The organism is Aquibium pacificum (assembly GCF_040839445.1).
Lineage (GTDB): Bacteria > Pseudomonadota > Alphaproteobacteria > Rhizobiales > Rhizobiaceae > Aquibium > Aquibium pacificus.
On sequence record NZ_JBDPGJ010000002.1, the window covers coordinates 1,065,621 to 1,089,776 of the forward strand.

The 24,156-nt window shown below is 64.2% G+C and carries 27 protein-coding genes; 16 read left to right on the forward strand and 11 right to left on the reverse strand.

Translation table 11 applies throughout. From position 1 onward, the window contains the following. Positions 1-66 precede the first annotated feature (66 nt). Together ABGN05_RS11555 and ABGN05_RS11560 are read left to right on the forward strand one after the other, a co-directional pair. Complete coding sequence (locus ABGN05_RS11555) at positions 67-1,401, forward strand: vanadium-dependent haloperoxidase (protein WP_367954153.1); 1,335 nt, start codon at positions 67-69, stop codon at positions 1,399-1,401. Beyond that, positions 1,398-3,005 (forward strand): CRTAC1 family protein, encoded by a 1,608-nt coding sequence (locus ABGN05_RS11560; protein WP_367954154.1) that lies wholly within the window; start codon positions 1,398-1,400, stop codon positions 3,003-3,005. Before ABGN05_RS11555 ends, ABGN05_RS11560 begins: the two co-directional genes overlap by 4 nt. A 42-nt stretch (positions 3,006-3,047) precedes the next feature. On the opposite strand, the gene ABGN05_RS11565 is transcribed toward ABGN05_RS11560, so the two are convergent. Continuing rightward, positions 3,048-4,295 carry an ROK family protein gene (locus tag ABGN05_RS11565; RefSeq protein WP_367954155.1) on the reverse strand — a complete coding sequence of 416 codons (1,248 nt, stop codon included), beginning with the start codon at positions 4,293-4,295 and terminating at the stop codon, positions 3,048-3,050. A gap of 213 nt (positions 4,296-4,508) precedes the next feature. On the opposite strand from ABGN05_RS11565, the gene xylF reads away from it, so the two are divergent. The 3 genes from xylF (at position 4,509) to ABGN05_RS11580 (ending at position 7,781) form a co-directional block, all read left to right on the forward strand. Next, complete coding sequence (gene xylF / locus ABGN05_RS11570) at positions 4,509-5,543, forward strand: D-xylose ABC transporter substrate-binding protein (protein ID WP_367954156.1); 1,035 nt, start codon at positions 4,509-4,511, stop codon at positions 5,541-5,543. A 114-nt stretch (positions 5,544-5,657) separates the two neighbouring features. After that, a complete protein-coding gene (locus ABGN05_RS11575; protein ID WP_367954157.1) occupies positions 5,658-6,971 on the forward strand; it encodes a sugar ABC transporter permease in 1,314 nt (437 codons plus the stop codon). 15 nt (positions 6,972-6,986) lie between these two features. After that, the gene (locus tag ABGN05_RS11580; protein ID WP_367954158.1) at positions 6,987-7,781 is read left to right on the forward strand and encodes an ATP-binding cassette domain-containing protein; all 795 of its coding nucleotides are present in this window, start codon (positions 6,987-6,989) and stop codon (positions 7,779-7,781) included. A gap of 80 nt (positions 7,782-7,861) precedes the next feature. Here the strand turns inward: ABGN05_RS11580 and ABGN05_RS11585 are convergent, their stop codons facing one another. From ABGN05_RS11585 to ABGN05_RS11600, 4 genes are all read right to left on the reverse strand, one after another. Next, positions 7,862-8,113, reverse strand: coding sequence for a YMGG-like glycine zipper-containing protein (locus ABGN05_RS11585; protein ID WP_367954159.1), 252 nt, complete (start codon positions 8,111-8,113; stop codon positions 7,862-7,864). 57 nt (positions 8,114-8,170) lie between these two features. Then, entirely contained in the window at positions 8,171-8,512 is a 342-nt protein-coding gene (locus ABGN05_RS11590) for a hypothetical protein (protein WP_367954160.1), read from the reverse strand. A 371-nt stretch (positions 8,513-8,883) separates the two neighbouring features. After that, positions 8,884-9,897 carry a sensor histidine kinase gene (locus ABGN05_RS11595; RefSeq protein ID WP_373695914.1) on the reverse strand — a complete coding sequence of 338 codons (1,014 nt, stop codon included), beginning with the start codon at positions 9,895-9,897 and terminating at the stop codon, positions 8,884-8,886. 345 nt (positions 9,898-10,242) lie between these two features. Next, complete coding sequence (locus ABGN05_RS11600) at positions 10,243-11,037, reverse strand: response regulator (protein ID WP_367954161.1); 795 nt, start codon at positions 11,035-11,037, stop codon at positions 10,243-10,245. Positions 11,038-11,244: 207 nt separating this feature from the next. Here ABGN05_RS11600 and ABGN05_RS11605 point away from each other — a divergent pair, with 207 nt between their 5' ends. Beyond that, on the forward strand, positions 11,245-11,448 hold the full coding sequence (locus ABGN05_RS11605) for a NepR family anti-sigma factor (RefSeq protein WP_367954162.1): 204 nt from the start codon (positions 11,245-11,247) through the stop codon (positions 11,446-11,448). Beyond that, positions 11,445-11,996, forward strand: a complete 552-nt coding sequence (locus ABGN05_RS11610) for a sigma-70 family RNA polymerase sigma factor (protein WP_367954163.1) — start codon at positions 11,445-11,447, stop codon at positions 11,994-11,996. Before ABGN05_RS11605 ends, ABGN05_RS11610 begins: the two co-directional genes overlap by 4 nt. On the opposite strand, the gene ABGN05_RS11615 is transcribed toward ABGN05_RS11610, so the two are convergent. Then, on the reverse strand, positions 11,979-12,374 hold the full coding sequence (locus ABGN05_RS11615) for a response regulator (RefSeq protein WP_367954164.1): 396 nt from the start codon (positions 12,372-12,374) through the stop codon (positions 11,979-11,981). The genes ABGN05_RS11610 and ABGN05_RS11615 overlap by 18 nt on opposite strands. A 212-nt stretch (positions 12,375-12,586) precedes the next feature. Between ABGN05_RS11615 and ABGN05_RS11620 the strand changes: the two genes are divergently transcribed. Continuing rightward, positions 12,587-13,288, forward strand: coding sequence for a Crp/Fnr family transcriptional regulator (locus ABGN05_RS11620; protein ID WP_373695915.1), 702 nt, complete (start codon positions 12,587-12,589; stop codon positions 13,286-13,288). A 129-nt stretch (positions 13,289-13,417) separates the two neighbouring features. Here ABGN05_RS11620 and ABGN05_RS11625 read toward each other — a convergent pair whose 3' ends face one another. Together ABGN05_RS11625 and ABGN05_RS11630 are read right to left on the reverse strand one after the other, a co-directional pair. Further along, positions 13,418-14,260, reverse strand: coding sequence for an HTD2 family dehydratase (locus ABGN05_RS11625; protein ID WP_367954166.1), 843 nt, complete (start codon positions 14,258-14,260; stop codon positions 13,418-13,420). Positions 14,261-14,349: 89 nt separating this feature from the next. Next, positions 14,350-15,486, reverse strand: coding sequence for an AI-2E family transporter (locus ABGN05_RS11630; protein ID WP_367954167.1), 1,137 nt, complete (start codon positions 15,484-15,486; stop codon positions 14,350-14,352). 129 nt (positions 15,487-15,615) lie between these two features. Between ABGN05_RS11630 and ABGN05_RS11635 the strand changes: the two genes are divergently transcribed. After that, positions 15,616-15,966 (forward strand): ElaB/YgaM/YqjD family protein, encoded by a 351-nt coding sequence (locus tag ABGN05_RS11635; protein WP_367954168.1) that lies wholly within the window; start codon positions 15,616-15,618, stop codon positions 15,964-15,966. A gap of 30 nt (positions 15,967-15,996) precedes the next feature. After that, positions 15,997-16,440 (forward strand): hypothetical protein, encoded by a 444-nt coding sequence (locus tag ABGN05_RS11640; RefSeq protein ID WP_367954169.1) that lies wholly within the window; start codon positions 15,997-15,999, stop codon positions 16,438-16,440. Here the strand turns inward: ABGN05_RS11640 and ABGN05_RS11645 are convergent, their stop codons facing one another. Beyond that, positions 16,441-17,376, reverse strand: a complete 936-nt coding sequence (locus tag ABGN05_RS11645; RefSeq protein ID WP_367954170.1) for a diacylglycerol/lipid kinase family protein — start codon at positions 17,374-17,376, stop codon at positions 16,441-16,443. A 251-nt stretch (positions 17,377-17,627) separates the two neighbouring features. Between ABGN05_RS11645 and ABGN05_RS11650 the strand changes: the two genes are divergently transcribed. The 6 genes from ABGN05_RS11650 (at position 17,628) to ABGN05_RS11675 (ending at position 22,438) form a co-directional block, all read left to right on the forward strand. Beyond that, a complete protein-coding gene (locus tag ABGN05_RS11650; RefSeq protein ID WP_367954171.1) occupies positions 17,628-18,776 on the forward strand; it encodes a PRC-barrel domain-containing protein in 1,149 nt (382 codons plus the stop codon). A 258-nt stretch (positions 18,777-19,034) separates the two neighbouring features. Beyond that, complete coding sequence (locus ABGN05_RS11655) at positions 19,035-19,967, forward strand: VOC family protein (protein ID WP_367954172.1); 933 nt, start codon at positions 19,035-19,037, stop codon at positions 19,965-19,967. Between the two features lie 48 nt (positions 19,968-20,015). Then, positions 20,016-20,654 (forward strand): alpha/beta hydrolase, encoded by a 639-nt coding sequence (locus ABGN05_RS11660; RefSeq protein WP_367954173.1) that lies wholly within the window; start codon positions 20,016-20,018, stop codon positions 20,652-20,654. After that, positions 20,651-20,950, forward strand: a complete 300-nt coding sequence (locus tag ABGN05_RS11665; RefSeq protein WP_367954174.1) for a GNAT family N-acetyltransferase — start codon at positions 20,651-20,653, stop codon at positions 20,948-20,950. Before ABGN05_RS11660 ends, ABGN05_RS11665 begins: the two co-directional genes overlap by 4 nt. Positions 20,951-20,954: 4 nt before the next feature. Beyond that, positions 20,955-21,251, forward strand: coding sequence for a GNAT family N-acetyltransferase (locus tag ABGN05_RS11670; RefSeq protein WP_367954175.1), 297 nt, complete (start codon positions 20,955-20,957; stop codon positions 21,249-21,251). 119 nt (positions 21,252-21,370) lie between these two features. Further along, positions 21,371-22,438: a dipeptidase gene (locus tag ABGN05_RS11675; protein ID WP_367954176.1), complete on the forward strand. Its 1,068-nt coding sequence runs from the start codon at positions 21,371-21,373 to the stop codon at positions 22,436-22,438. A gap of 102 nt (positions 22,439-22,540) precedes the next feature. Here the strand turns inward: ABGN05_RS11675 and ABGN05_RS11680 are convergent, their stop codons facing one another. Together ABGN05_RS11680 and ABGN05_RS11685 are read right to left on the reverse strand one after the other, a co-directional pair. After that, positions 22,541-22,795, reverse strand: a complete 255-nt coding sequence (locus tag ABGN05_RS11680; protein WP_367954177.1) for a hypothetical protein — start codon at positions 22,793-22,795, stop codon at positions 22,541-22,543. Position 22,796: 1 nt separating this feature from the next. After that, complete coding sequence (locus ABGN05_RS11685; RefSeq protein WP_367954178.1) at positions 22,797-24,029, reverse strand: aminomethyl transferase family protein; 1,233 nt, start codon at positions 24,027-24,029, stop codon at positions 22,797-22,799. Positions 24,030-24,156 lie beyond the last annotated feature (127 nt).

Sequence of the window (24,156 nt, forward strand, 5' to 3'; positions counted from 1 at the left end):
CTTGCCTGCCAAAGACCGGACATGCTTATTGTGCGGCGTTCGGTGAGCGATTTTTGGGAGGCGCCGATGGGAACGATCCGCAAAATGGCGGCGACGTGCGTTCTTGCAATCGCCGCCTGCTTGTCCATTTCAGGCGGTAGCTTTGCGCAGCCAGCGACAACCTCGGCCGCCGACGTACTGGAGACATGGTACCGTCTGACGCTTGAACTCGTCCGGCACACTCCGACCTATTCTCCGCCGGTGGCAAGCCGCTCTCTCGCCTATCTCGGCGTCACGGCGTTCGAAGTGGTTGCCTCTGGCGATGGGGAATTGCAGTCGCTCGGAGGTCAACTGAACGAATTCGAGCAGCCCGTGCAGCGTGAGCCGGGGGCGGCCTACGATGAAGCGGTTGCGCTCGAATCGGCGATGTCGCATGCCATTCGCACCCTCTTCGCCAACACGGGGCCAACGGGACAGCGTGCGATGGCCGCGGTCGGAAAAAAGCTCTCTTCAGAGGTGTCCCGAGGCCTATCCCAAGAGGTTGTCGCGCGGAGCGAGGCTTACGGCCGAACGGTTGCGGAGCATGTGCTTGCATGGTCTGCCGGCGATGGCGGCGCGGTCGTCGAGAACATGGGCTTCCCGCTTGCATACGTGCTGAAGGAGGGCCCCGCCCACTGGGTGCCCACCAGCCTCGTCTCGCAGCAGCAGACCCCGCTCCTCCCCGACTGGGGCAGGAACCGGCCCCTCGTGATGCCGGACGGAGCCTCGTGCCCGCTTCCCCCGCCGCCGGAATACAGCGAGGAGAAAGACTCGAGGTTCTATGAGGAAGCGCTCGAAGTCTACGAGACCGTGAACGGCCTGAGCGAGGAGCAGCAGGCGATCGCCCGCTTCTGGTCGGACGACCCGATGCTGTCACCGACACCGCCCGGTCACTGGATGTCGATCGCCACACAAATCCTCGATCGGGAAGACGCCGGGCTTGCGCGAAGGGTCGATGTACTCGCCCGTCTCGGGCTCGCGCTTTCGGATTCGTTCATCGCTTGCTGGCACGCCAAGTACGAATTCGATCTGGTCCGCCCGGTTACCTATATCCGCCGGGTCATCGATCCCCGCTGGGTCCCTATCCTGAACACCCCCCCGTTTCCGGAATACCCGAGCGGCCACAGCACGCAGTCGGCCGCCGCCGCGGAGGTTCTTGCCGATCTCTTCGGAGATCCATTTGAATTCGTGGACGCCACCCACGAATCCGACGGTCTGCCGGCTCGACGGTATCGAAGCTTCCGCCACGCGGCGGACGAAGCGGGCATATCCAGACTCTACGGCGGTATTCACTTCCGCGCCGCAATCGAGCGTGGGCTGGAACAGGGCCGGTGCGTGGCGGCCTTTGTGAATGGCTTACGGACGAGGGAAACGAAAGGATGAGATCGTCACTTCTTCTTCGCCCCTTCACGGTTGCGCTCGTGCTTCTTGCGATCTCGCATCCGTCGTATGCCGAGGATGACATCACGATCCCGCACTTCATCGAAGAGACCGCGGCAAGCGGGATCGACAGCATCTATGAGGGTGAGTGGGAGTTCATGGTCGGCGGAGGGGTCGCCACATTCGATTGCAACGCCGATGGTTTCCCCGATGCGCTGCTCGCGGGAGGGGCTTCGCCGGCCAGGTTCTTCAGGAACGTCAGCGCGCAAGGCGGTCCGCTCCGCTTCGTGGCGCAGGAAAGCGGGCTTGAACTGGAGGCGGTCTCGGGCGCCTATCCCCTGGACATCGATTCCGACGGGAACCGGGACGTCGTTCTGCTTCGCGTCGGGGAAAACGTGCTCATGCGCGGCCTTGGCGGTTGCCGTTTCGAGCGTGCCAACGAGGCGTGGGGGTTCGACGGGGGAGACGCGTGGTCCACCGCATTCGCCGCCACATGGGAAAGAGGCGCCGCTTTCCCGACCCTTGCGATCGGCAACTACATCGATCGCGCTCAGGAAGCGTTTCCCTGGGGCTCCTGCACGGACAACTGGCTCCACCGGCCGGCATCCGACGGCGAGCCGCGTTTCGCGGAACCTCTTCCGCTTAGACCGAGCTACTGCGCGCTGTCGATGCTGTTCACCGACTGGAACCGCTCCAGCACGCCGGATCTGCGGGTCTCGAACGACCGCGAGTACTACAAGGGCGGCCAGGAGCAGCTCTGGCGTATTCCTCCCGACGAAGCGCCGGTTCTCTACGGCGAAAAGGACGGATGGAAGCGGCTCCTGATCTGGGGCATGGGGATCGCCAGCTACGACCTCGATTTCGATGGCTATCCCGAGTATTTCCTGACCAGCATGGCCGACAACAAGCTGCAGACGCTTGCCTCGGTCGACGCCGGCAAGCCTCAACCGGTCTATGCCGACATCGCTTTTGCCAAAGGCGCCACCGCGCACCGTCCCTATATCGGGGACGACGTAAAGCCCTCCACCGCTTGGCACACACAGTTCGAGGACGTCGACAATGACGGGCTCGTCGACCTCTTCATCGCCAAAGGCAACGTGGCGGAGATGCCGGATTTCGCGGCGGAGGATCCGAACAACCTCCTGCTTCAGCAAGCCGACGGTCGGTTCAAGGAGGTCGGGGACAAAGCTGGAATGGGCAGCACTGCGATATCGCGCGGCGCCGCACTTGCGGATTTCAACCTCGACGGTCAACTCGACCTTCTGGTCGTGAATCGGTGGAAGCCGGCGCAGCTATGGCGAAACGAAGGTACCGAAGGCAACTGGGTCGGCCTTGAACTCAGGCAAGCCGGTCCCAACCGCGAAGCCATCGGCTCATGGATCGAAACCCGGCGTGGTGACAAGATCATGCGGCGGGAGATAAGCGTGGGGGGTGGGCATGCGTCCGGCCACCTTGGCTGGTGGCATCTGGGGCTGGGTGCAGATCGTCAGGCCGAATTGCGTGTCGTCTGGCCCGATGGCGAAGCCGGCGCCTGGCAGCGGGTCGAGTCTGGCCGCTTCCATATCATCGAACGGGGCCGGCCGACGGTCGTGTGGAACCCATCATAGTTCGACAGTGAGGGAGCACCCCCAGCCGGCGGCATACTTTCCTCAGACGACCTCCTTTCCCGTGCGGTTGGAAACGGTTGTTGCGCCGGCTGCGAAGATCTCGCGGTCGATGAAGGCGAGGGCACGCAGGGCGCAACCCTCCCGGATCAGCGGCATCTCGTCCGGTTCGGTCTCGAAACTGGGGAGGTCGTGGTGCTGGCCGCCGGCGGTCTTGGCGAGTGCCTCCAGCATCGGTCCCTCCACGAGATCGAAGGCGAGCGCACCCTGGCCGACGATGGCGACCGGAGCCGGGTCGATCAGGGAAAAGAGGCTGCCTAGGCCGAAGCCGATCGCCTCGCCGGCACGCCGGAAGGCTTCACGCTCCGGGCCGGGATGGTCGCGGGCGGCCTGCGCGAGCGCGAGCATCTCCTCGTCGCTAATGTCGGTCGCGTAGGCGTCTTCCTCGTTCAAACTCTTGGCGTTGCGCCAGATCGCGTAGTTGCCGGCGTATGCCTCCACGCACCCCCGGCGCCCGCAGCGGCAGAGCGCGCCGTCAGGAATGTGGTTCATGTGGCCGAATTCGGCGCCCGAGGAGGTAGTGCCCGTGAAGAGCTGTCCATTCAGCATCAGCCCCATGCCGATCCCGTGCGACAGGAGGATCGCGATGAAGTTCTCGGAATATCGTTGCGGTCGCCTTGCGCGGAGGGCGACCGCTATCATGTTGCAGTCGTTTTCCACCGTGACGGAAATGCCGAATGCGTCTTCCAGCAGGTCGGCGAAGGCGATGTCCGTGTGGGGGGTGATCGGCGACCACAGGAGCTTGCGCGCACCCGAATCCGTGATGCCCTGCAGGCCGAAAGCGATACGGCGGACCCGCCGTCCGCTCTTGTTCGACCGGGAAACGAGTTCGCCGATCATGATGCTCGCCGCCTCGACGAGTTCCCCCTTCGATAGCCGTAGCGTCTCCAGCCGCTTCTGCTTCGCCTCGACGATCTCGCCAGCATAGTCGATGAGGGCCGCGGAAAGCGAGTTCATCGACAGCACCACCGCCACCACCGTCGCTGCGTCCGGGTTAAGGCCGAGTGCCACCTGCGGCCGGCCCCTGCGCGCCGTGGTCGCCTCGCCGTCGCGGATCTCACGGAGGATGTCCTCCTCGATCAGGTCGGCGGTGATGGCCGAGACCGTCGAAGCGCTGAGACCGGTCTGCGCGCAGATGTCTGTGCGGGAGAGGCGCCCGCCGCTTCGCAGCGTCGCAATCACCACCCTCCGGTTCTGCCGGCGCACGTCGTCCGACCGCGTCACCGCCGTCATCGCGGCGAATCCTCCCTGTCGCCATTAGGTTTGCAGCGCGGCATTTTGTTGTTGCACTGCAATACGTTAGGTCGATCGAGATTCATCTTGACACAGCGCAATGGGTGAGTCACTATTTTTTTCGAGCCTCGAATTAAAGGGGCTGGGCTGGCGAAAATCCCGCGCGCGGGACCGTCGGCATGTCATGTGCAACGATGCACCGGGAGGATAAGCATGAACAAGACGATGCTGGCGCTGAGCTGCGCCGTATTCAGCATTTCTTTCGCCGGCGGAGCGCTCGCCAAGGACAAGACCATCGGTGTTTCGTGGTCGAATTTCCAGGAAGAGCGTTGGAAGACCGACGAAGCTGCCATGAAGGCTGCCATCGAGGCAGCCGGCGACAAATACATCTCCGCCGACGCGCAGTCATCGGCTGCCAAGCAGCTGACGGACGTGGAAGCGCTGATCTCGCAGGGCGCCAACGCGCTCATCATCCTCGCCCAGGACGCCTCGGCGATCGGCCCCGCTGTCGAAAAAGCCGTCAACGAAGGAATTCCGGTGGTCGGCTATGACCGTCTGATCGAGAACGAGAACGCCTTCTACCTCACCTTCGACAACAAGGAAGTCGGCCGCATGCAGGCCCGCGAGGTCTTCAAGGTCCAACCGGAAGGCAACTACGCCTTCATCAAGGGTTCCTCGTCCGATCCGAACGCGGACTTCCTGTTCTCCGGTCAGATGGAAGTGCTCAAGGAAGCCATCGACAGCGGCAAGGTCAAGAACGTCGGCGAAGCCTATACCGACGGCTGGCTCCCGGCCAACGCCCAGAAGAACATGGAGCAGATCCTGACCGCCAACAACAACGACATCGATGCGGTCGTTGCTTCGAATGACGGTACGGCCGGTGGCGTCGTGGCCGCGCTTTCGGCGCAGGGCATGGCGGGCATTCCGGTTTCCGGTCAGGATGGCGACCACGCCGCGCTGAACCGGGTCGCGCTCGGCACCCAGACCGTCTCGGTGTGGAAGGATGCGCGCGAACTCGGCAAGAACGCGGCCGAGATCGCGTCTGCGCTCGCTGACGGAACCGAGATGGGCGCCATTGCCAATGCCGTGAAGTTCACGACGCCCGGCGGCAAGGAAGTCGACGCCGTGTTCCTGACCCCGGTCCCGATCACCAAGGACAATCTGAACGTCGTCGTCGACGCCGGCTGGATCTCCAAGGAAGCCCTTTGCCAGGGCGTTGACGCCGGCAAGGTCGCCGTCTGCGACTGATCTTTGCGTTCCAACGGAATCTGCGCCGCGGTTTGACGAAAGCCGCGGCGCAGGCTTAACTACCTTCAAGAACAATCCGGACCGCCGGAGACAGCCCCAGCGGGGGAGGAAACCATGTCCGAAGCGACCTCGACGGCGCCTGCCGATCGCGCCCGCGCCAATGAACTCGGCCCCGTCGGGAGCTTCCTCAAGGCCACCGAACTCGATACGCGCATGCTCGGCATGGTGGGCGCGTTGCTCATCATCTGGCTCGGTTTCCACATTTTCTCCGGCGGCATCTTCCTGACGCCGCGCAATCTGTGGAACCTCTCGGTTCAGTCCTCTTCCATCGCGGTGATGGCCACGGGCATGGTCCTGGTCATCGTCACGCGCAACATCGACCTGTCCGTGGGTTCGATCCTCGGCTTCGTCGGGATGATCATGGGCGTGACGCAGGCAGAGATCCTGCCGCAATATCTCGACTTCGGAAATCCGGCCATCTGGGTCATCGCCCTGGCTGCGGGCATCGTGGTCGGCGTCGTCATCGGCGGCCTGCAAGGCTACATCATCGCCTATCTCGGCGTTCCGGCATTCATCGTTACGCTCGGCGGCCTCTTGGTCTGGCGCGGTGCGGCATGGTGGGTAACCAGCGGGCGCACGGTGGCGCCGATGGACGAAACCTTCAGGCTGATGGGCGGTGGGCCCGCCGGCTCGATCGGCTCGACGGCGAGCTGGATCGTCGGCATCGTCGCCTGCGTGGCGGTGGTGCTGCTCCTCTATTTCGGTCGCAACCAGCGCAAGCGGTTCCATTTCCCGCTCCGGCCGGTGTGGGCAGAGGTGTTTCTCGGCGCGGTCGCCTGCGTGGTCATTCTGGGAGCGGTGGCGGTTGCCAATTCCTACCCGTGGCCGATCGGGATCGTGCGGCGCTATGCACAGGAGAACGATCTCACCATCCCCGACGGCGGCCTGTTCATTGCCCACGGCATCGCGATTCCGGTGCTGATCGCCATCGGGGTCGGAATCGTCATGACGTTCCTGTCCACGCGCACAAGCTTCGGCCGCTACGTCTTCGCGATCGGCGGCAATCCGGAAGCCGCGGAACTGGCCGGCATCAACACGCGCTGGGTCACCATGAAGATCTTCATGCTGATGGGCGGGCTCGCGGCGATCGGCGCGGCGATCTCGACCGCGCGGCTGAATGCGGCCACCAACGCTCAGGGCACGCTCGACGAACTGCTCGTCATCGCCGCGGCGGTCATCGGCGGCACCTCGCTCGCCGGCGGCTCGGGGACGGTCGCGGGCGCCATGCTGGGGGCGGTGCTCATGCAGTCGCTGGCGACCGGCATGATTCTGCTCGGCGTCGACACGCCGCTGCAGAACATCGTGGTCGGCCTCGTCCTGGTCGTTGCCGTATGGCTCGACACGATCTACCGCCGCACGGTCCAGTAGGACGGGAGAAGCAGGATGGAACAGACCGGAACGCCGCTCGTCGAACTGAAGAACATCTCGATCGCCTTCGGCGGCATCCGCGCCGTGGACGACGCCTCGGTCGATCTCCACGCGGGCGAGGTGGTGGCACTTCTCGGCCACAACGGAGCCGGCAAGTCGACGCTGATCAAGGTCCTGTCGGGCGCCTACAAGCGCGACCATGGGGAAATCAGGGTCAATGGGGAGCCGGCTCAGATCAGCAATCCGCGCGACGCCAAGAACTACGGGATCGAGACGATCTACCAGACGCTTGCGCTGGCCGACAACGTCGATGCGGCGGCCAATCTCTTCCTCGGTCGCGAGCTGAAGACGAGGTGGGGCACGCTCGATGATGCCGCCATGGAGTCGGAGGCGCGCAAGGTCATGGGCCGCCTCAATCCGCGGTTCCAGCGCTTCAAGGATCCGGTCAAGTCGCTCTCGGGCGGGCAAAGGCAATCGGTGGCGATCGCCCGCGCCATCCTGTTCAATGCCCGCATCCTGATCATGGACGAGCCCACCGCCGCGCTCGGACCGCAGGAAACCGCGCAGGTCGGCGAACTGGTGAAACAACTGAAGGCGGACGGCATCGGCATCTTCCTGATCAGCCACGATATCCACGATGTCTTCGATCTCGCGGACCGCGTCTGCGTAATGAAGAACGGCCAGGTGGTCGGCACCGCGAACACGAGCGACCTGACCAAGGACGAGGTGCTCGGAATGATCATTCTCGGTAAGTGCCCACCGGGCGCGGTGCCGGGGCCAGGCGCGATGGAGACGGATCGGGCAGCTTGAGCAGTATCTGGTGTTATGGACGAGCAAAGCGGACCCGGCACCTGGCCGGACCCGCTTCCAATCTGTAACGTCCGCCGATGTCAGTAGCAGCGGTCGTAAACGATCGCTCCGCTTCGCGTGCGATACTGACAGCGTCCGTCCGCCGTGCGGCCGATGAGATAGCCGCCGACACCGCCGGCCACAGCGCCGATGAGCGCGCCTTTTGTGCCACCCGCCGCGCCGCCGATGAGCGCGCCGCCGACGGCGCCGACGGTTCCCGCCTGCTCGGCCGTCGTGCAGGCCGTGCCGGTGAGCGAGATCGCTGCCAACGCCGCAAAAATTGTCTTCCGCATTTTCATTTCTCTCCTGGTTTACTGCTTGGAAGTCCCATCCGGCTTCAGTCTGCCGAATTAGTTGGCCGCAAATGTGTCACGTTCGCCACGATCGTGGCGCGGCCCGGTATCGGCAAGGGCCACCATCACGTCAAGCGCCTCGACCGCGGCATGCAGGGTGCCGTCCGAATTGATGTTCCACGCGAGTTCGGCATCTTCGTTCTCCAACGCCGGATCCACGCCCACGCACTTGAAGAAGGTCGTGTCGTAGCCGTGTCCATAGATGCGCTGGGCCGAAACGAGTTCGGCCGCACAATCCTGCCGCGTCTCGAAGACGGGCACATCGGTCGGAATCTCCTCGCAGGCCTTGAGATCGCCGGAACAGCCGATCACCAGCAGCAGTGCAGCAATGTGTTCCATGACCAACTCCTTCGGATTTCATAACGGATCGAGGCGCCGGTGGTTCCGTTTCCGACGGAAGGGGCGCCCGCCCGTCTCGAAAATACGTTCTAGTCGCGGGCGGTAACGCGCGCGCGTCGCGCCGGAGCGCGATCTGTATCAAACGGAAAGAATTTGCAGCTTCTTCAAGAAAAATTTGGGCGGGATGGAACCCGACCCAGTTTGCCTCGTTTTATCTTGGTAAAGCCCGCTGGCATGCACCCCCCATGCGCCGGCGCGCCGCGGAAGAAGACAGACCCGCCCCCCGCCAATGTCTTCTCCGCTTCATTCAAGCCGGCATCGCGCCGGCTTTCTTTTTCGCCCGGAGCAAACCTGGCTATCGGATGCCGCGCCTAGTCCAGTTCGAAGTTCTCGGCGGGGATGGTCAGACGGTAGGTGAGCCCGCCATCGTCGGTGGACAGCGATGCGGTCCCGTTGAGGGATGCGGGAACGACCTTCTCGAGAGCGACGCTGCCGAAGCGGCGGCCGCCGGAAAGGTCGGGCTTGGCGTGGGACTGCTCCCTCCACACCAGTTCGAGCACGGAGCGGTCGTCGCGGTCGGCCGTCGTCGCGGAAATGGTGACGACGCCATCGCCCCGGGAGAGGGCTCCGTAACTCACGGAATTCACCGCGAGTTCGTGAAGGGCAAGGCCTACGTGCAAGGCGGCATTGGGGTTCAGGTACGGGTTCGTTCCCTCCAGCCGCACGTTTCGGACTGGATCGGCACAGAACCGGACCACCTGACCGGCAATCAGTTCGTGCAGGTCGGCGCCCCGCCAGTTGGACGAGGTCACCAGATCCTGCGAAGCGGCGAGCGACTGCAGCCGGCCGCGGAACCGCACCAGGAAATCTCCCACGGTTCCGGAGTAGCGCCCAGTCTGGGTGGCAATCGACTGGATGATCGCAAGCAGGTTCTTTGAGCGGTGGCTCACCTCCCTCAGCAATGCTCGCAGGGTCTGCTCGCGCCTCTTCTGCTCGGTTATCTCCACGGCCGTGGTGACGATCCCCGCGATGGTTCCGGCCTCGTCGCGATCGGGGTCGATCCACATCTCGAACCAGCGAAAGCCGTCTTCGGCCCGAAGTTTGATCTCGATGCGTGCCTGTTCCCCCGTTTCCACGACGAGTTGCTTGGCTTCATTGAGCCGTTCCGCCTCCTGTTCCGGAAAGAGGTCCGCATCGGTAGTCCCAGGCAGAGGCACGTTCTTCCAGACGCTGGGAACGTTCTTCGACCACAGGTAGCGAAAGTCGCGATCCTGATAGAGAACCGAGATGCTGGTGTTTTCCAGGGCACGCAGCAGGTTGCGATCAAACCCCTCGGTCCCGCTGCTACCGGGACGCGTCGACGTGGCATCGGCACCGCGGGCCACGCCGTTCTCCGCTTTGGGACCCATGTTCGCCCTGTCTTGCTGACGTTGTGACAGGCCAACGAGCGATGCTCGCATTACGTTCCACAAGAAAACGCCGGCTCTCGGGCGGCGCTTGAGAACTCGCGAGCGTCAATAGCGGCGAAGGGGTGCGGCGCTCATCGCATTTCGGCCCAACGGTTCACCGGCCTACGTATGCGACAAGAGGTGTCGCGCGAAATACGAGCAATCCCGAACATCAGTATCTGCGACATCGACGTCGAGGCCAATTTTTCGTTCGTGACGTAATCATAACGAAAAAGCCGCCCGGAGGCGGCTTTCGAAAGTTGAGAGCGTCGCTGCGGCAGATCAGGCCGCAGCCTTTGCCTGCCGGTCGAAGAAGAGCGCCTGGCTGATCAGCGCCTTCACCATCTCCGGGTTGAAGGGCTTGGTCACCAGGAAGGCGGGCTCGGGACGCTCGCCGGTGAGCAGTCGCTCCGGGAAGGCGGTAATGAAGATGACGGGGACCGGGGTGTTGGCCAGAATCTCGTTCACCGCGTCGATCCCAGAGCTGCCGTCCGCCAGTTGGATGTCGGCAAGGACCATGCGCGGCTGGGTCTTGCGGAACAGAGCGGTTGCTTCTGCGTGGGTGCGGGCAGTGCCGACCACTCTGTGGCCCAGGCTTTCCACCATTTCCTCGATGTCCATGGCGATGAGCGGCTCATCCTCGATGATGAGGATGTCGGTCTCGACCTGACGCGAAATTTCCGTCGAGGCCTCTCTGAGTAGGGCGGCGAATTCCTCTTCGTCAACGTCGAGGATCTCGGCGGCCTCGCTGTCGCTGAAGCCTTCCACGGCGACGAGCACGAAGGCCTGCCTCGGCAGGGGCGAAATCGCCGAAAGGTTTGCCGCGGCACGGGCTTCCCATGCAGAAGACGGCGTTCCGGGGGGGACGTGTATGGCGATGGAGGAGAAGAGCTTGGCGAAGACCTTATAGAGCCCGACCTTGGGATTCGTTGCGTCCGGGAATATGCTGATATCGGCGATGATGGCTTCCAGCACCGCGCCGACCAGCGCGTCGCCGCTCGCCTGGGACCCGGAAACCGCTCGCGAGAAGCGGCGCAGATAAGGCAGATGCGGTGCAATACTTGCGGACAGGCTCATTCTCTGTAGTCTCCCTCACTCACGCCCGGACGGGAACGCCGTCACGGCATATCGCGTTTTAAACGGGCCGGCCGGAAAAAAGTTCCCGCCCCGGGGAACTTTTTCAGACATCGTCCATTATGGCCGGATATGGCGCTCGCGGTTTGGAGGGCCTCGTAAAAGAAGGGGTGGCGTAAGCCGCTTGTATCGGCAGGGGTGTTAACAGGCATGACAGAGCAAAAATCGGCAGCGGCTGGGCCGAAGCCGCGCCGCGGGGATGATCCCTTGGGCGCGAATTCGGAAATCGGGAAGAAATTGCGGGAGTATTATGACGGTCTGATGGCCGACGACGTACCGGACCGCTTCACCGACCTGTTGAGTAAGCTGGAACGCGCCGAGGCGTCGAAGGACAAGGATGGGAACGCTCAATGAGCGATGCATCCACATTCAAGACCGGCCTGCTCGGGGCCATCCCGAGCCTGCGCGCTTTCGCCGTATCCCTGTCGCATAACAGCGACAAGGCTGACGACCTCGTGCAGGAAACGCTTGTGAAGGCGTGGGACAAGCAGAGCAGTTTCCAGCCGGGGACCAACCTGAAGGCCTGGCTGTTCACCATTCTGCGCAACGAATTCTATTCGCAGATGCGCAAGAGGGGCCGGGAGGTGCAGGACAGCGAAGGCACGATGACGGCGCGGCTCGCCGTTCATCCCAGCCAGCATGGCACCCTCGACCTGAAGGATTTCCGCGCGGCGCTGGACACGCTTCCGGAAGACCAGCGGGAAGCGATCATCCTGATCGGCGCCTCCGGCTTCTCTTATGAGGAAGCTGCCGAGATCTGCGGTTGCGCCGTCGGCACGATCAAGAGCCGGGTCAGCCGGGCGCGCGTGCGCCTTCAGGAAGTCCTGTCGATCGATGGTGAGGGAGAATTCGGCCCTGACGCGATAGCTTCGCAGGTTCTCGGATCAGGCGCTGCGGCTTAGTTCGCCACTCTCTATGGCGGCGATGAGCGACTGAAGAAGCTCCTCGCCGGAGTAGGGCTTGGAAACGATCGCGACACCCGGAAAGCCCGTGGCGATCTCGTTGTGTTCGCTCATCCCGGTGGCGAACACGAACGGTATGCCCCGTGCATGCAGCCTGTGGGCAAAGTCCACGGTCGAACTGCCGCCCAGCCGCAGATCCAGGATAGCGCTGTCGAACTCGTGCTGGCGAAAAGGGTCCTCTCCCAGCTGGTCGAGTGCGCGGACGATTGTCACCTTGTCCGCGCCCCAATCGAGACAGGTCTGCTCCACGTCCATGGCAATCAGGAACTCATCCTCGAGAATGAGAATCGAACGTCCCGCAAGTTGGCGTTCGGCCAATATCTGTCTCCGATAAATCTTGTGGCGAAGGCGATTTCATGCCACCGGTGGCGCGCAATGTCATTTAAATAAGACGTACAGACCGCCGCGGGGCACCGCAACGCATGCGATGCGGCTCGCATCGTCGGCCAGCGGCGGGATTGTACAGGGGTAAACGCGTGAGCGAGCAGAGGCAGCAGGCGACGAGGAGGCATACGTGCGAGCGCTGCCCGTTGCGTCCACTGCCGATATTCAGGGATTTCGCCGAGAGCGAACTCGATTTCGTCGCTTCCTTCAAGAAGGGTGAACTGACCGCGGAACGCGGCGCCTCCGTGCTGATCGAAGGCAGCCACAACGCGCACCTCTACACCGTTCTTTCGGGATGGGGCTTCCGCTACAAGATGCTGCCGGACGGTCGCCGCCAGATACTGAACTACGTCATGCCTGGCGATCTCATCGGTCTGCAGGGAACCCTGATGGGCGAGATGCAGCATTCGGTGGAGGCGCTTTCGCCGCTCCTGCTGTGCGTGTTCGAACGCAACAAGCTCGAGCAGCTCTATAAATGCCACCCGGGCCTCGCCTTCGACATCACCTGGCTTGCCGCGCGCGAGGAACAGATGCTCGACGAGAATCTGCTCAGCGTCGGCAGGCGCACGGCGCTCGAGCGGGCTGCCTTTCTGATCGCATCGCTGACCATGCGCGCCAAGGCCGTCGGACTGAACGGCAACGGCGCGGTCGGCCTGCCCATCACCCAGCAACTCGTCGCCGACACGCTCGGACTTTCCTTGGTCCACACGAACAAGACCATGCGCAAGCTCGCCGACCGGGGGCTGATCCGCTGGCGCGACCGCGGTTGCGAGGTGCTGGACCTGGAACGTTTGAGGGAAATCGCCCATTCCGAGTTTCCCGAGGAAACCAAGCGGCCGCTGGTCTGATTCCTTCGACGATCCCTCCCGCTAAGACGATCTCTCCCGCTCGAGCTGGAGGCGCAAAATGCGCCAGGCTTAGGCTGGAAGTTTCGGAATGGCGGAAGCGCAGTCGGGCCCTCTACTGGTGTTCCCGTCTCAGCCGATTCTCGCCTCCGCCTTCATCGCGAGGCCGCCCTCCGCGTTCTCCGCCCAGAGCGAGACGTTCCCGTGGGCGTCGGGCGTGGCGCCATTAACCGCCATCCGGCGCCCGTCGAAGAGCGGCGCCATCGCGCGGAAGCAGAAGGCGTCGATCCGGCTCCCCGGGCGTTCCCGGCGCACGAGGTCCAGCAGGAGCGTCGCTATCAGCGGCCCGTGAACCACGAGGCCGGGATAGCCTTCTTCATGCGCGGTGTATTCGCGGTCGTAGTGGATGCGGTGGCCATTGAAGGTAAGCGCCGAGTAACGGAAGAGGAGGACGGGGTCGGGCACGATCTCGCGCCGCCATTCCCCTGAGGCCGGGGCGGCGATGGCGCTTTTCGCGGCAGCCCCGGCGAGGCCGCGGTAGACGATGTCGTGTTCGTCGATCACCAGCGCCGGTCCGCCGGGCTCGCCGATCTCGTGGCGCACCGTCACGAAGACCAGGCTGCCCGTCTCGCCTTCCTTCTGCTTCACGTCTGCGATCAGCGACCTTCGTTCGACCTCCATCCCGACGCGGAGGTCGCCGGGAAACTTGAGCCGGCTGCCCGCCCACATGCGCCGCGGCAGTTCGTGCACGGGGGGAAGGAACCCGCCGCGCCTTGCATGGCCATCGGGGCCTAGCGCAGACTGCGGCTCGCCCGGCAGGAACATGAGCCAGTGGGCGAGGGGAGGCGCCTGATCGCCGGGCTTCAGCGGCGGATCGGTGCGGTCCAGCGTCGCGGCGAGGCGGTCCAGCGGACCGGCGACGACGATGTCGCGTCGCGTCTCAGTCCTGCCTATCCACTGCCCGTAGTCGTCCATGACCCCAGCTCGTGCTCCTGCGTGTATGCTGGCCCTTCATCGCAGCAGCGAATTCGGAAGTCCACCGGCCGCGCAACGACACCGGAGGCTTAGCGGCGGATGTTCCTCAGATCCACCCGGCGCAAGGTGGCGGTGTGTTCCTCCGGCATCCACGGGATTCCGGGGATGATGTTCGCTGCAACCGAATAGAGGACGAGCAGCACGGGGATGGCGATGAAGCCGCCGAGCGGTCCCCAGATCCATATCCAGAAGGCAATCGACAGGATCACCACGAAGGGGTTCATCGTCATGGCGCGCCCGATGACGTGCGGCGTCACGAATTGTGCCTCGACCAGGTTGATCGCGAGGTAGACCAGCGGCGGAAGCAGGCTGCCGCCCAGCGTATCGAACTGCGTGAGGCCGACCGCGAAGAGGATCACCGCCATCACTGCGGGTCCGAGATAGACAACGAAGTTCAGGAGACCGGCCAGCGCGCCCCAGAGTGCCGGCGACGGCATCCCGATCGCCAACATGGCAATCGACACGGCGAAGCCGAGGCCCACGTTGATGATCGAGATCGACAGGAGGTAGCGGGAGACGCTGCGCTCGACGTCGCGGAAGATGTGCGCGACGCGCCAGCGCAGCTTGCGCGAGACGCAGACCTGCAGGATGGAGTGGCGCGTCTGATAGCGGGTGGCGACGAAGAAATAGAGACTGGCGAGGAAGAGCAGGACCTGGCCGATGATTGCCGGCGCAAGGGTAGCGACGCTTTCGACGGTGGAGCTTTCATCCACCGAAACCGTCACCCCGCCGTCGCCGACTGCCGTACGCAACTGGTCGCGGATGTCCTGAAGCGTACCGAGCGGTTCGCGCAACTGCGACAGGTGGATCTGCAACTCCTGCCAGATCTGCGGTGCCCGGTTCATCCAGGTCCCCAGCGGTGCCGCGAGCGCGGTTGCGGCGACTGCGAGAATGACGAGAAAGAGGATGACCACCGCCCCGGCCGAAACGGTGGCCGGCACTCCGTGGCGTTCCAGCCGCGTGGCGACCGGTCCGAGCATCAGGCCGATGACGATCGCAGTCGTTACGGGCGCCAGTACGAATTCCGCCGCGTCGAGTGCGAACACGACAGCGACGATGCCGACCGCGATCGCCGCCAGTTCCGCCGCCTTCGAAATCATGAGATCGATGTTGGATTTCGGCGGAAGCCGCAGGATGGGCGGCTTCTTGGGAAGGCGGGGCTGCATCAGGATATTTCCAGCTGGATTCCCGCCGCGAAACGAATTTTCATGTATACTGGTTCCCCGATCGACATTGCGGAACCCGACGGCGGCAGCCGCGTTTCGCCTTCTGTTTGTTAGAGGAAGAACGTTTTCATGAGCGCGACGCAAGCGAAAAGCGAAAAGCCGAGCAACGATCCGAAGGCGGAGAAGATCGATTCCCGCGAGGATTTCGAGGCGCAGATCGCCCTGCTGCGGGAAGAGATGGCACTCCTGAAGGCCCAGTTGTCGAGTTCCGGCGAGCGTTCGGCGGCGGCGGCCCGCCGTGCTGCAATCAGCGGCGCAGAGCATATTCGCGCCCAGGGCGAGGCTGCTCTGGACGACATTCGCGCCAGCGCGCGCGACATGGAAGCGCAAATCGTCATGACCGTCCGCGAAAAGCCAGTGACGTCGCTAGCCATCGCCGCTGGCGTCGGGTTCCTCTTCGCTCTGATCGCCCGCCGCTAGAGCCGGTTCGTGCTGGGCTCCATCTTTGACATGATCACCAATCTGGATGCGGCGCGCACGGCGCGGCGCATCCGGCGCGCCGTGATCGATTTCGCCTTCGCCGGCGTGGCGTTTCTGATGGGCTTCGGTTTTCTGATCGCGGCGGGCTTCATCTATACTGCCGAGCGCTACGGCGGATTCTACGCTGCCCTCTGGTTCGGATTCGGTTTTCTGGCGATCTCGGCCACGATCCTGATCGCCCATCGCGTGATCGCCGCGATGCGTACCCGGCGCCGCAAGCGCGAAGAACGGTCTGATCAGTTGCGGTCGATGGCGACGGCCGCCGCTGTGGCAGCGGCACCGGCGCTGATTCGCTCCGCCGGCTGGGTTGGAACCGTGGTCATCCCGCTGGCGGCGATCGCCGCTTACGTAATCTACCAGGAAAACCGCAGGCCGACCGGCGAATATCCGGACGAGCTTGACGACGACTACTGATCAGGTCGCGCTTCCGCCTCGGTCCTGCATCGTCGCTTCGGCAGAGGGGACCAGAACGCGCAAGGCCTTCGGGCGGATCTGGAGAACCGTCTCCCTTTCCATCGGCCTCAGTTCGCCGTCCATGACGCAAGGGTGGCGGCGCAAGGGGGACCGGATCTTCAGGATAGCCGTCTCGCACTCGTGGATCTCGACCATTTCCAGATCCTTCCAACGTCCTCTCAGCATGGCCAGGAAGAACCACAGTATCTCCAGCCGGTTCGCCGCGCTGGATATATAGATGCCCAGCACCCCTCCGTCCGGCTTGTCGGCATAAGGCAGATGACCCTCCCCGAAGACGTTGTTGGATATGCCGAGGCCGGTGGTCCGCGTGCGGATCTGGGTGCTGCCGATGTCGAGCGAGATGTCGATTGCCGGCGGGTGGGCCATCACGGCGAATGCCGCGCGCCAGGACGCCAGGATCTTGCCGAACCGTGACCCGTATTCGAAGCGGGATCTGAGCTGCACCATGCGGGCGTGAAGACCGATGGAGTACTGGTGGACGAACGGCTTTCCGTTCGCGGTGGCGATGTCCACGGCCCGTTCCTCGCCATGGGCGTAGCCGTCGATCGCCTCCTCCAATGTCAGGGGTATGTGGAGTCCGCGCGCGAAGAGGTTCATCGTCCCTGCCGGCAGGACGGCAAGAGCCTTGCCGGTGTCCATCAGCATCGCGGCAGCGGCCGAGATCGTTCCATCCCCGCCGCCGGCAAGCACGACGTCCACATCCTCACGTGCAACGGCTTTCTTCAACGCGTCCGAAATTTCGGCTCCGGCTACGATCTCGATCTCGATGCCATGGCCCGCCCGGCTCATGGACTGGCGCATGTAGTCGGACAACGCGTCAAGGTCGGTGGTCCGCAGTGTCCCGCCTTCGCGGTTCAGGATCGCGAGAAAATGCATTCAGGAGTTTCCCGGGTGAACAGGTTCAGAGTCTGGAATCGAACAGGCAGCAACGCAGGCGAGGCTGGCAGGTTCCCCAACGAATGCAGCTTCTGGGCGGCGTCAGAAAATGTACTGGAAGCATTTCGCGGCCGGAACAACTTCCGTGGACCCGCGTTGACCCGGCGTTGTATAGGCCGCGCCCCACCCCTCACAGCGACGATCGGACTGTTGCGCGGCCATGCATGTGAAATGCACAAGGAGAGACTAACATGATCCGCAACCTCTTGGCGACCACCGCGGTCGCAACCCTCATCTCGACTGGCGCGATCGCGCAGACGACCACCCCCGCACAGCCTGTCACGCAGGATCCCGCTGCCACGATGCAGCAGCAGGATGCCCCCATGCAGATCAAGGCTGAAGGCAATCTCGCGTCCAACATCATCGGCGAGGAAGTCTACAACGGCACCGGCGACGATGCCGAGAACATCGGCGAAGTCAACGACCTCGTCATCGGCAAGGACGGCAGCATCCAGGCCGTCGTGATCGGCGTCGGCGGGTTCCTCGGCATCGGCCAGAAGGACGTCGCCATCGAATACAACCTCGTCGAGTGGGTCGACCGCGACGACGACCGTTGGATGGTCGTCGAAACCACTGCCGACGCGCTGAAGGCGCAGCAGGAATTCGACCGTCTCGCCTATCAGCCGATGCCGGCTGACGCGAATGTTGCCGAGACCAAACCGGCCACCGCGGAAGACCTCGCCAACGCTCCGGTCGAAAACGACGACGAGGCCGAAGGCGACGTAGCCACCGTACCGGCTGATGGCGCCACCACGACCGAGACCGAAACCACGGCTGCCGCTCCGGCGAACGACGCTGCGACGGCGGACAACCAGAACATGGCCGCCGCCCCCGCTGAAGAGACCGCGCCGGCCGCCGAAGGCAAGTCCGACGTGGTCGTAGTCGAACCCGCCGAGGGCGAAGCTGCGAAAGAAGAGACCGCTCAGGCTCCGGCCGAGCAGGTGGCTCCGGCTGAGAACGACGCGGACGATATGGAAACCGCTGCGATCGACCGTTCGACGCTGCAGCCGCTCGACGCGACGGGTATGTCCGCCGAGGACTTCATCGGCACAACCGTCTATGGCGCCAATGATGACAACGTCGGCGAGATCGGCGACATCGTGCTCGGCCAGGACGGCAAGGTCGATGCCATCATCGTTGACGTCGGCGGCTTCCTCGGCATGGGCGAAAAGCCGGTCGCTATCGGCATGGACCAGCTCGAGTTCCTGACCGATGAGGACGGCGACAAGTATCTCTACACGAACTTCACGGAAGAGCAGCTCGAGGCCCAGCCGGCCTACGAGGAAGACTCCTACGCTGAGCGTCGCGACGAGATGCGGATGGTCGTTCCGAGGAGCTGATTTCCCTCCATACGTACTAGGCAAAGGACCCGTCGCATTCGCGGCGGGTCCTCTTTTTATCTGCCGCTTGCCAGGGCGTTGACCCCCAGGTCGGTTTCGCTGACCTGAGAATAATGAACGATTCCCATTCTATTGTTCACAAATTTCGAACGATGTATTCTTGTTCCGTGCGCTTTCATTCTGGTGGCAAAATCCGACATTGTGTCGCGAAGGGATCGCCTACCGCGGTCCATGAGTGAACCGGAAAGGAGCAAGACCATGCTCGACCAGATCAGGGGTCTGCATCACGTCACGTCGATGGCGAAGGAAGCGCGGCAGAACAACGCCTTCTTCACCGGAAATCTCGGCCTTCGCCGGGTGAAGAAGACCGTCAATTTCGATGCGCCGGACGTCTATCACCTCTACTATGGCAACGAGGTTGGCACGCCGGGCACGGTGATGACCTATTTCCCGTTCCCGAACATCGCGCGGCGCCACCCTGGTACCGGCGAGGTCGGAACGACGGTGTTTTCCGTCCCGCAAGGCACGCTCGGCTACTGGCAGGAACGTTTCGAAGGTGAAGGCGTAAACGGGCTGGCTCTCGACGAAAGCTTTGGCGAAAAGCGCCTGTCATTCGCCGGTCCGGACGGCGATGGGTTTGCCCTCGTCGAAACGAAGGATGATGCCCGCGCGCCGTGGACGAAGAGCGACGTCCCCGCCGACGAGGCGATACGCGGCTTCCATTCTGTATCGCTGCGGCTGAAGGACGGCGGCGCGACCGAGGAACTGCTGGGTTTCATGGGCTATCAGCCGGTCGATACGTCGGGAAATGTCAAGCGGCTGGCGATCCCCGGCGGCAACGGCGCAGACTTCATCGACATCGAGACGATGCCGGGCGGCAACCGCGCCGGACTTGGCGCCGGATCTGTGCACCACGTGGCCTTCGCCGTCGAGAACCGCGCCAAGCAGCTCGAAGTGCGCAAGGCGCTGATGGATACGGGCTATCAGGTGACGCCGGTGATCGACCGCGACTATTTCTGGGCCATCTACTTCCGCACGCCGGGCGGCGTGCTCTTCGAAGTCGCCACCAACGAGCCCGGTTTCGATCGCGACGAGGATACGGCCCATCTCGGCGAGGCGCTGAAGCTGCCGACCCAGCACGAGCACCTGCGCAAGTCGCTCGAAGCGCATCTGCAGCCGATCACGGATTGAGGACGGCAGCGGCGGCTTCGACCGCCGCCCCGTCAATGGAGCAGAAACATGTCCAGAGACAGTTACATCCACCGCATCGAGGCCGGCGTGCCCGGGCGTCCGCTCGTCTTCGCCCTCCATGGCACCGGCGGCGGCGAAGATCAGCTTCTGGCGCTCGCGCGAGACCTCGTTCCGGGTGGGACGATCGTCTCCCCGCGCGGCGATGTTTCGGAACACGGTGCCGCCCGCTTCTTCCGCCGCACCGGGGAGGGCGTCTACGACATGGACGACCTCGCCCGCGCCACCGGCAAGATGGTCGGCTTCGTGGAAGCGCACCGAGCGGAGGCTAGGGCCAACCGTACTTTCGGTATCGGCTATTCCAACGGTGCGAACATCCTCGCGACCACGATGTTCGCCCGACCTGACCTGTTTGACGCCGCCGTGCTCATGCACCCGCTCATCCCGTTCGAACCTCAGATCGAAGGTTCCCTCGCGGGCAAGCGCATTTTGATCACGGCGGGGCGGCGCGACCCGATCTGCCCGCCGAACCTGACGGCGCGGCTGGAATCCTGGCTCGTCGCGGCCGGCGCCGACGTGACGCTCGACTGGCATCCGGGCGGCCACGAGGTCCGGCCTGAAGAACTTTCCGCCGCGAAGGCATTTTTGGCCCACAGCCTGCCGGCACCCGCGCAAGGAGAACGAGCATGACCGAAGCACCCACGACCATCGAGCACGAGGACAACGGCTCCAAGGGCCGCTACTTCCTGCGCGCGCCCGGTGGCGCTATCGCCGAGACGACCTATACCAATGTCGGCCAGCACCAGATCATCATCGATCATACCGAGGTGCCGGACGCCTTCCGCGGGCAGGGGGCGGGCTTGCGGCTGGTTACCCGCGCCGTGGAGGACGCCCGCGCGGCCGGCAAGAAGATCATCCCGCTCTGCCCCTTCGCGAACGCGCAGTTCAAGAAGCATCCCGAATGGGCCGACGTCCTGAAGAGGTGAAGACATGACGGAGCAAGATATCCAGTTCGAAGCGACCCCGAAGGGCGGTCGCTACTTCATTCCCATGCCGAACGGCGAGGATTCGCGCCTGACTTTCGTGCGGGTGGGCGAAGACCGCGTAATCGCGGATCACACCTTCGTTCCGGTGCCCTATCGCGAGCAGGGGATTGCGGAGCGGATGGTCGAGCGGCTCATTGCCGATGCCCGCGCCGGCGGGTACAGGATCACGCCGACCTGCTGGTTCGTTGCCGACGAGTTCAAGCGCCATTCCCCCGACTGGGACGACGTCCTGGCGCGGTGATTTCCGTCGTTTCAGATTGCTGCGACCGGACCGCATTTGCTCCCTCCGCCGGCATCGGTTAGGAGGGTCGAGAGCCCGCGCGTTTCGCGTCGGCTCTTTCCGGATATTGAAACGCCCTCATGACTGAACGCGACCTCATCCCGGTCTTCGACGGCCACAACGACGTGCTGCTCAAGCTCATGAGCATCGGCGGTGCCGAGCCGGAACGCATGTTCCTGGACGGCACCCCCAAGGGCCATCTCGACCTGCCGCGCGCGCGGCAGGGCGGTTTCGCCGGCGGGTTCTTTGCCGTCTTTCCGCCGCCCGTCGGGAGACCCATGGACATTTCCGGCCCGCCGCCCGGCGCGGGCGAGAACGCAGGGCTTCCCGCGGAGCTTTCCCGCGCCGACGCGAGCCAGTCCACGCTCGCCATGGCCTCGATCCTCTTCCGGCTGGAGCGCGCCTCGGAAGGCGCACTGACGGTCTGCCGGAGCGCGGCCGACATCCGCTCGGCCATGGAGCGGGGTTCCATCGCCGCGCTGTTCCACATCGAGGGCGCGGAAGCGATCGATCCCGATCTCCACATGCTGGAAGTGCTGCACGCCGCGGGGCTGCGCTCGATCGGCCCCGTCTGGAGCCGCCGCAACATCTTCGGCGAGGGTGTCCCCTTCCGCTTCCCGTCCTCCCCGGACACCGGCGACGGGCTGTCGGATGCCGGCAAGGCGCTGGTGAAGGCCTGCAATCGGCTGAGCATCCTGATCGACCTGTCGCACCTCAACGAGAAGGGTTTTCGCGACGTGGCGGCCATCACCGACGCGCCGCTGGTCGCCACCCACTCCAACGTGCACGCCATCTGCCCCTCGGCCCGCAACCTCACGGACTGGCAGCTCGGCGCGATCCGGGAGAGCGGCGGCATGGTCGGGCTCAACTTCGCCACCGGCTTCCTTCGGGAGGACGGGCGCATGGTCTCCAACACCGGCATGGTCATCATGCTGCGCCACATCGATGCCCTGCTGGAAGCGCTCGGAGAGGACAGCGTCGGCTTCGGCTCGGATTTCGACGGCGCGCTGGTATCCGCCTCGATCCGCGATGTTACCGGTCTGCCGAGGCTGATCGACGCGATGCTGGAACACGGCTACGGCCGCGATCTCGTCGAGAAGATCGCCTGGCGGAACTGGGTGGGGTTGCTGGAGAGGACGATCGGGTGAGAAGGCGGGAGTAGGCAGTCGGGAAGAGTGGCAGGATCGGGAGCCGGAGAACGCCGGCCTGCGGGTCGTGGACGGCCATAGGGAATGTTCCTCTCCGACTGCCTACCCGCCCTCCATCTTTTCCAGCCACGCCTTACCCACGCCCCGGTCCCTGATGATAGACAGCGGATCCTGGTGATCGAGCCGCGAGCAGAGGCGGTAGACCTCAAGCGTGTCGGCGTTCATCTCACCTTTCTTGTAGAAGTACATGGCGGCGGCGTAGCGCGTGCGGCCGGACCAGGCTTCGCCGAGCGGCGTGCGGACCAGGTTCCAGTTCTCCGCGTCCTCGCGGGCGGCGTTTTCCGGTTCCTCGGGCATCTCAGAAGTCCGCCGGCGGCGTCGCCGTGCGCCGGTTGAGCTTGAAAAACGGGCGCGGCACCACCTTCGCCCGCTTCATCATCTTGACGTACTGCTGCTCGCGCATGGCATAGATCTCCACCCAGAGATCGTCCTTGCGCGTGTCGCCGGATGGACGCGCCAGGCTGGCGATGGCGATGTTGCGCTTGGCGAGCGGCGACCAGATCGCGGCCGAGACGAGGCCCGCCTCCTTCTTCCTTGCGTGATAGACGATCGCGTGCTCGGCCGGGACGTTCCCCTCGACCTCCAGCCCCACCAGGATGTGCTGCAGCGTGCCTTTCCGCCGCGCGTCGAGAATGGCGCGCCGGCCGTTGAAGAAGGGCTTTTCCGCGTCCACCATCCAGCCCAGGCCAATCTCGTCGGGCATGCGCACGCGGTCGGCGCGCACCGCATGTTCGGCCGTCACGAAGTCGGCATTGGCGACGATGAAGCCCGCCTCGATGCGCGCCCGGTTCAACGCCGCATAGCCGATGGCGCGCAGGCCGCGCAGCCGGCCGGCTTCCCAGAGCCGGTCCCACAGCGACAGCGCCGCTGCGGCGTCGACGAACAGTTCATAGCCCAGATCGCCGGTGAAGCCCGTGCGCGAGATCGTCACCGGGCCGCCCTCATGCGCGAACTCGGAGAGGTCGAACGCCTTCAGCCGCTCGATCCCCTCGAAACCGGCGTCGCGCAGCAGGGCGAACGATGTCGGTCCCTGCAAGGCCAGCCCCGCGATCTCGTCCGTCTCATCCGCGACCGTGACATCGAAGCCCGCCCCACTGCCCAGTAGCCAGGGCAGGTGCCGCTCCTGGCAGCAGAGCCGGAATTTTGTCTCGGAAAGCCGAAACAGCGTGCCGTCGTCGAGCACATGGCCTTCGTCGTCGCACCAGGCGGTGTAGTGCACGCGGCCGGGCTTGAGCTTGGACACGTTGCGCACCATGACGCGTTCCAGACAGGCCTCCGCCTCGGGTCCCTCGATCCGGTACTTGACCATCGGCGAGATGTCGAACAGCGCCGACTGGCTTCGGATGGCGAAGTATTCGAGTTCCTCGTCCCACAGCGAGTGCGGCGCCTTGCAGCCGGCCCAATTGTACCAGTCGTTCGTATGCGCGAGCGCCGCCAGCCGCGGGTGGAACGGGGTCTCGCGGCGAAGGGTGCGCCAGTGGTCCTGGGCGGTGAGGCGGGCGGGGACTCCGGCGTGGGAGTGTACTGTCATGACCGTGATCCTTCGCGCCCCCCTCTGCCCTGTCGGGCATCTCCCCCACGAGGGGGGAGATCGGCAGCTTCAACAGGGTCGCTCCTCTGGCGATTTTGAAGGTTCGCAAGTAGAGCCGCGACGGCTG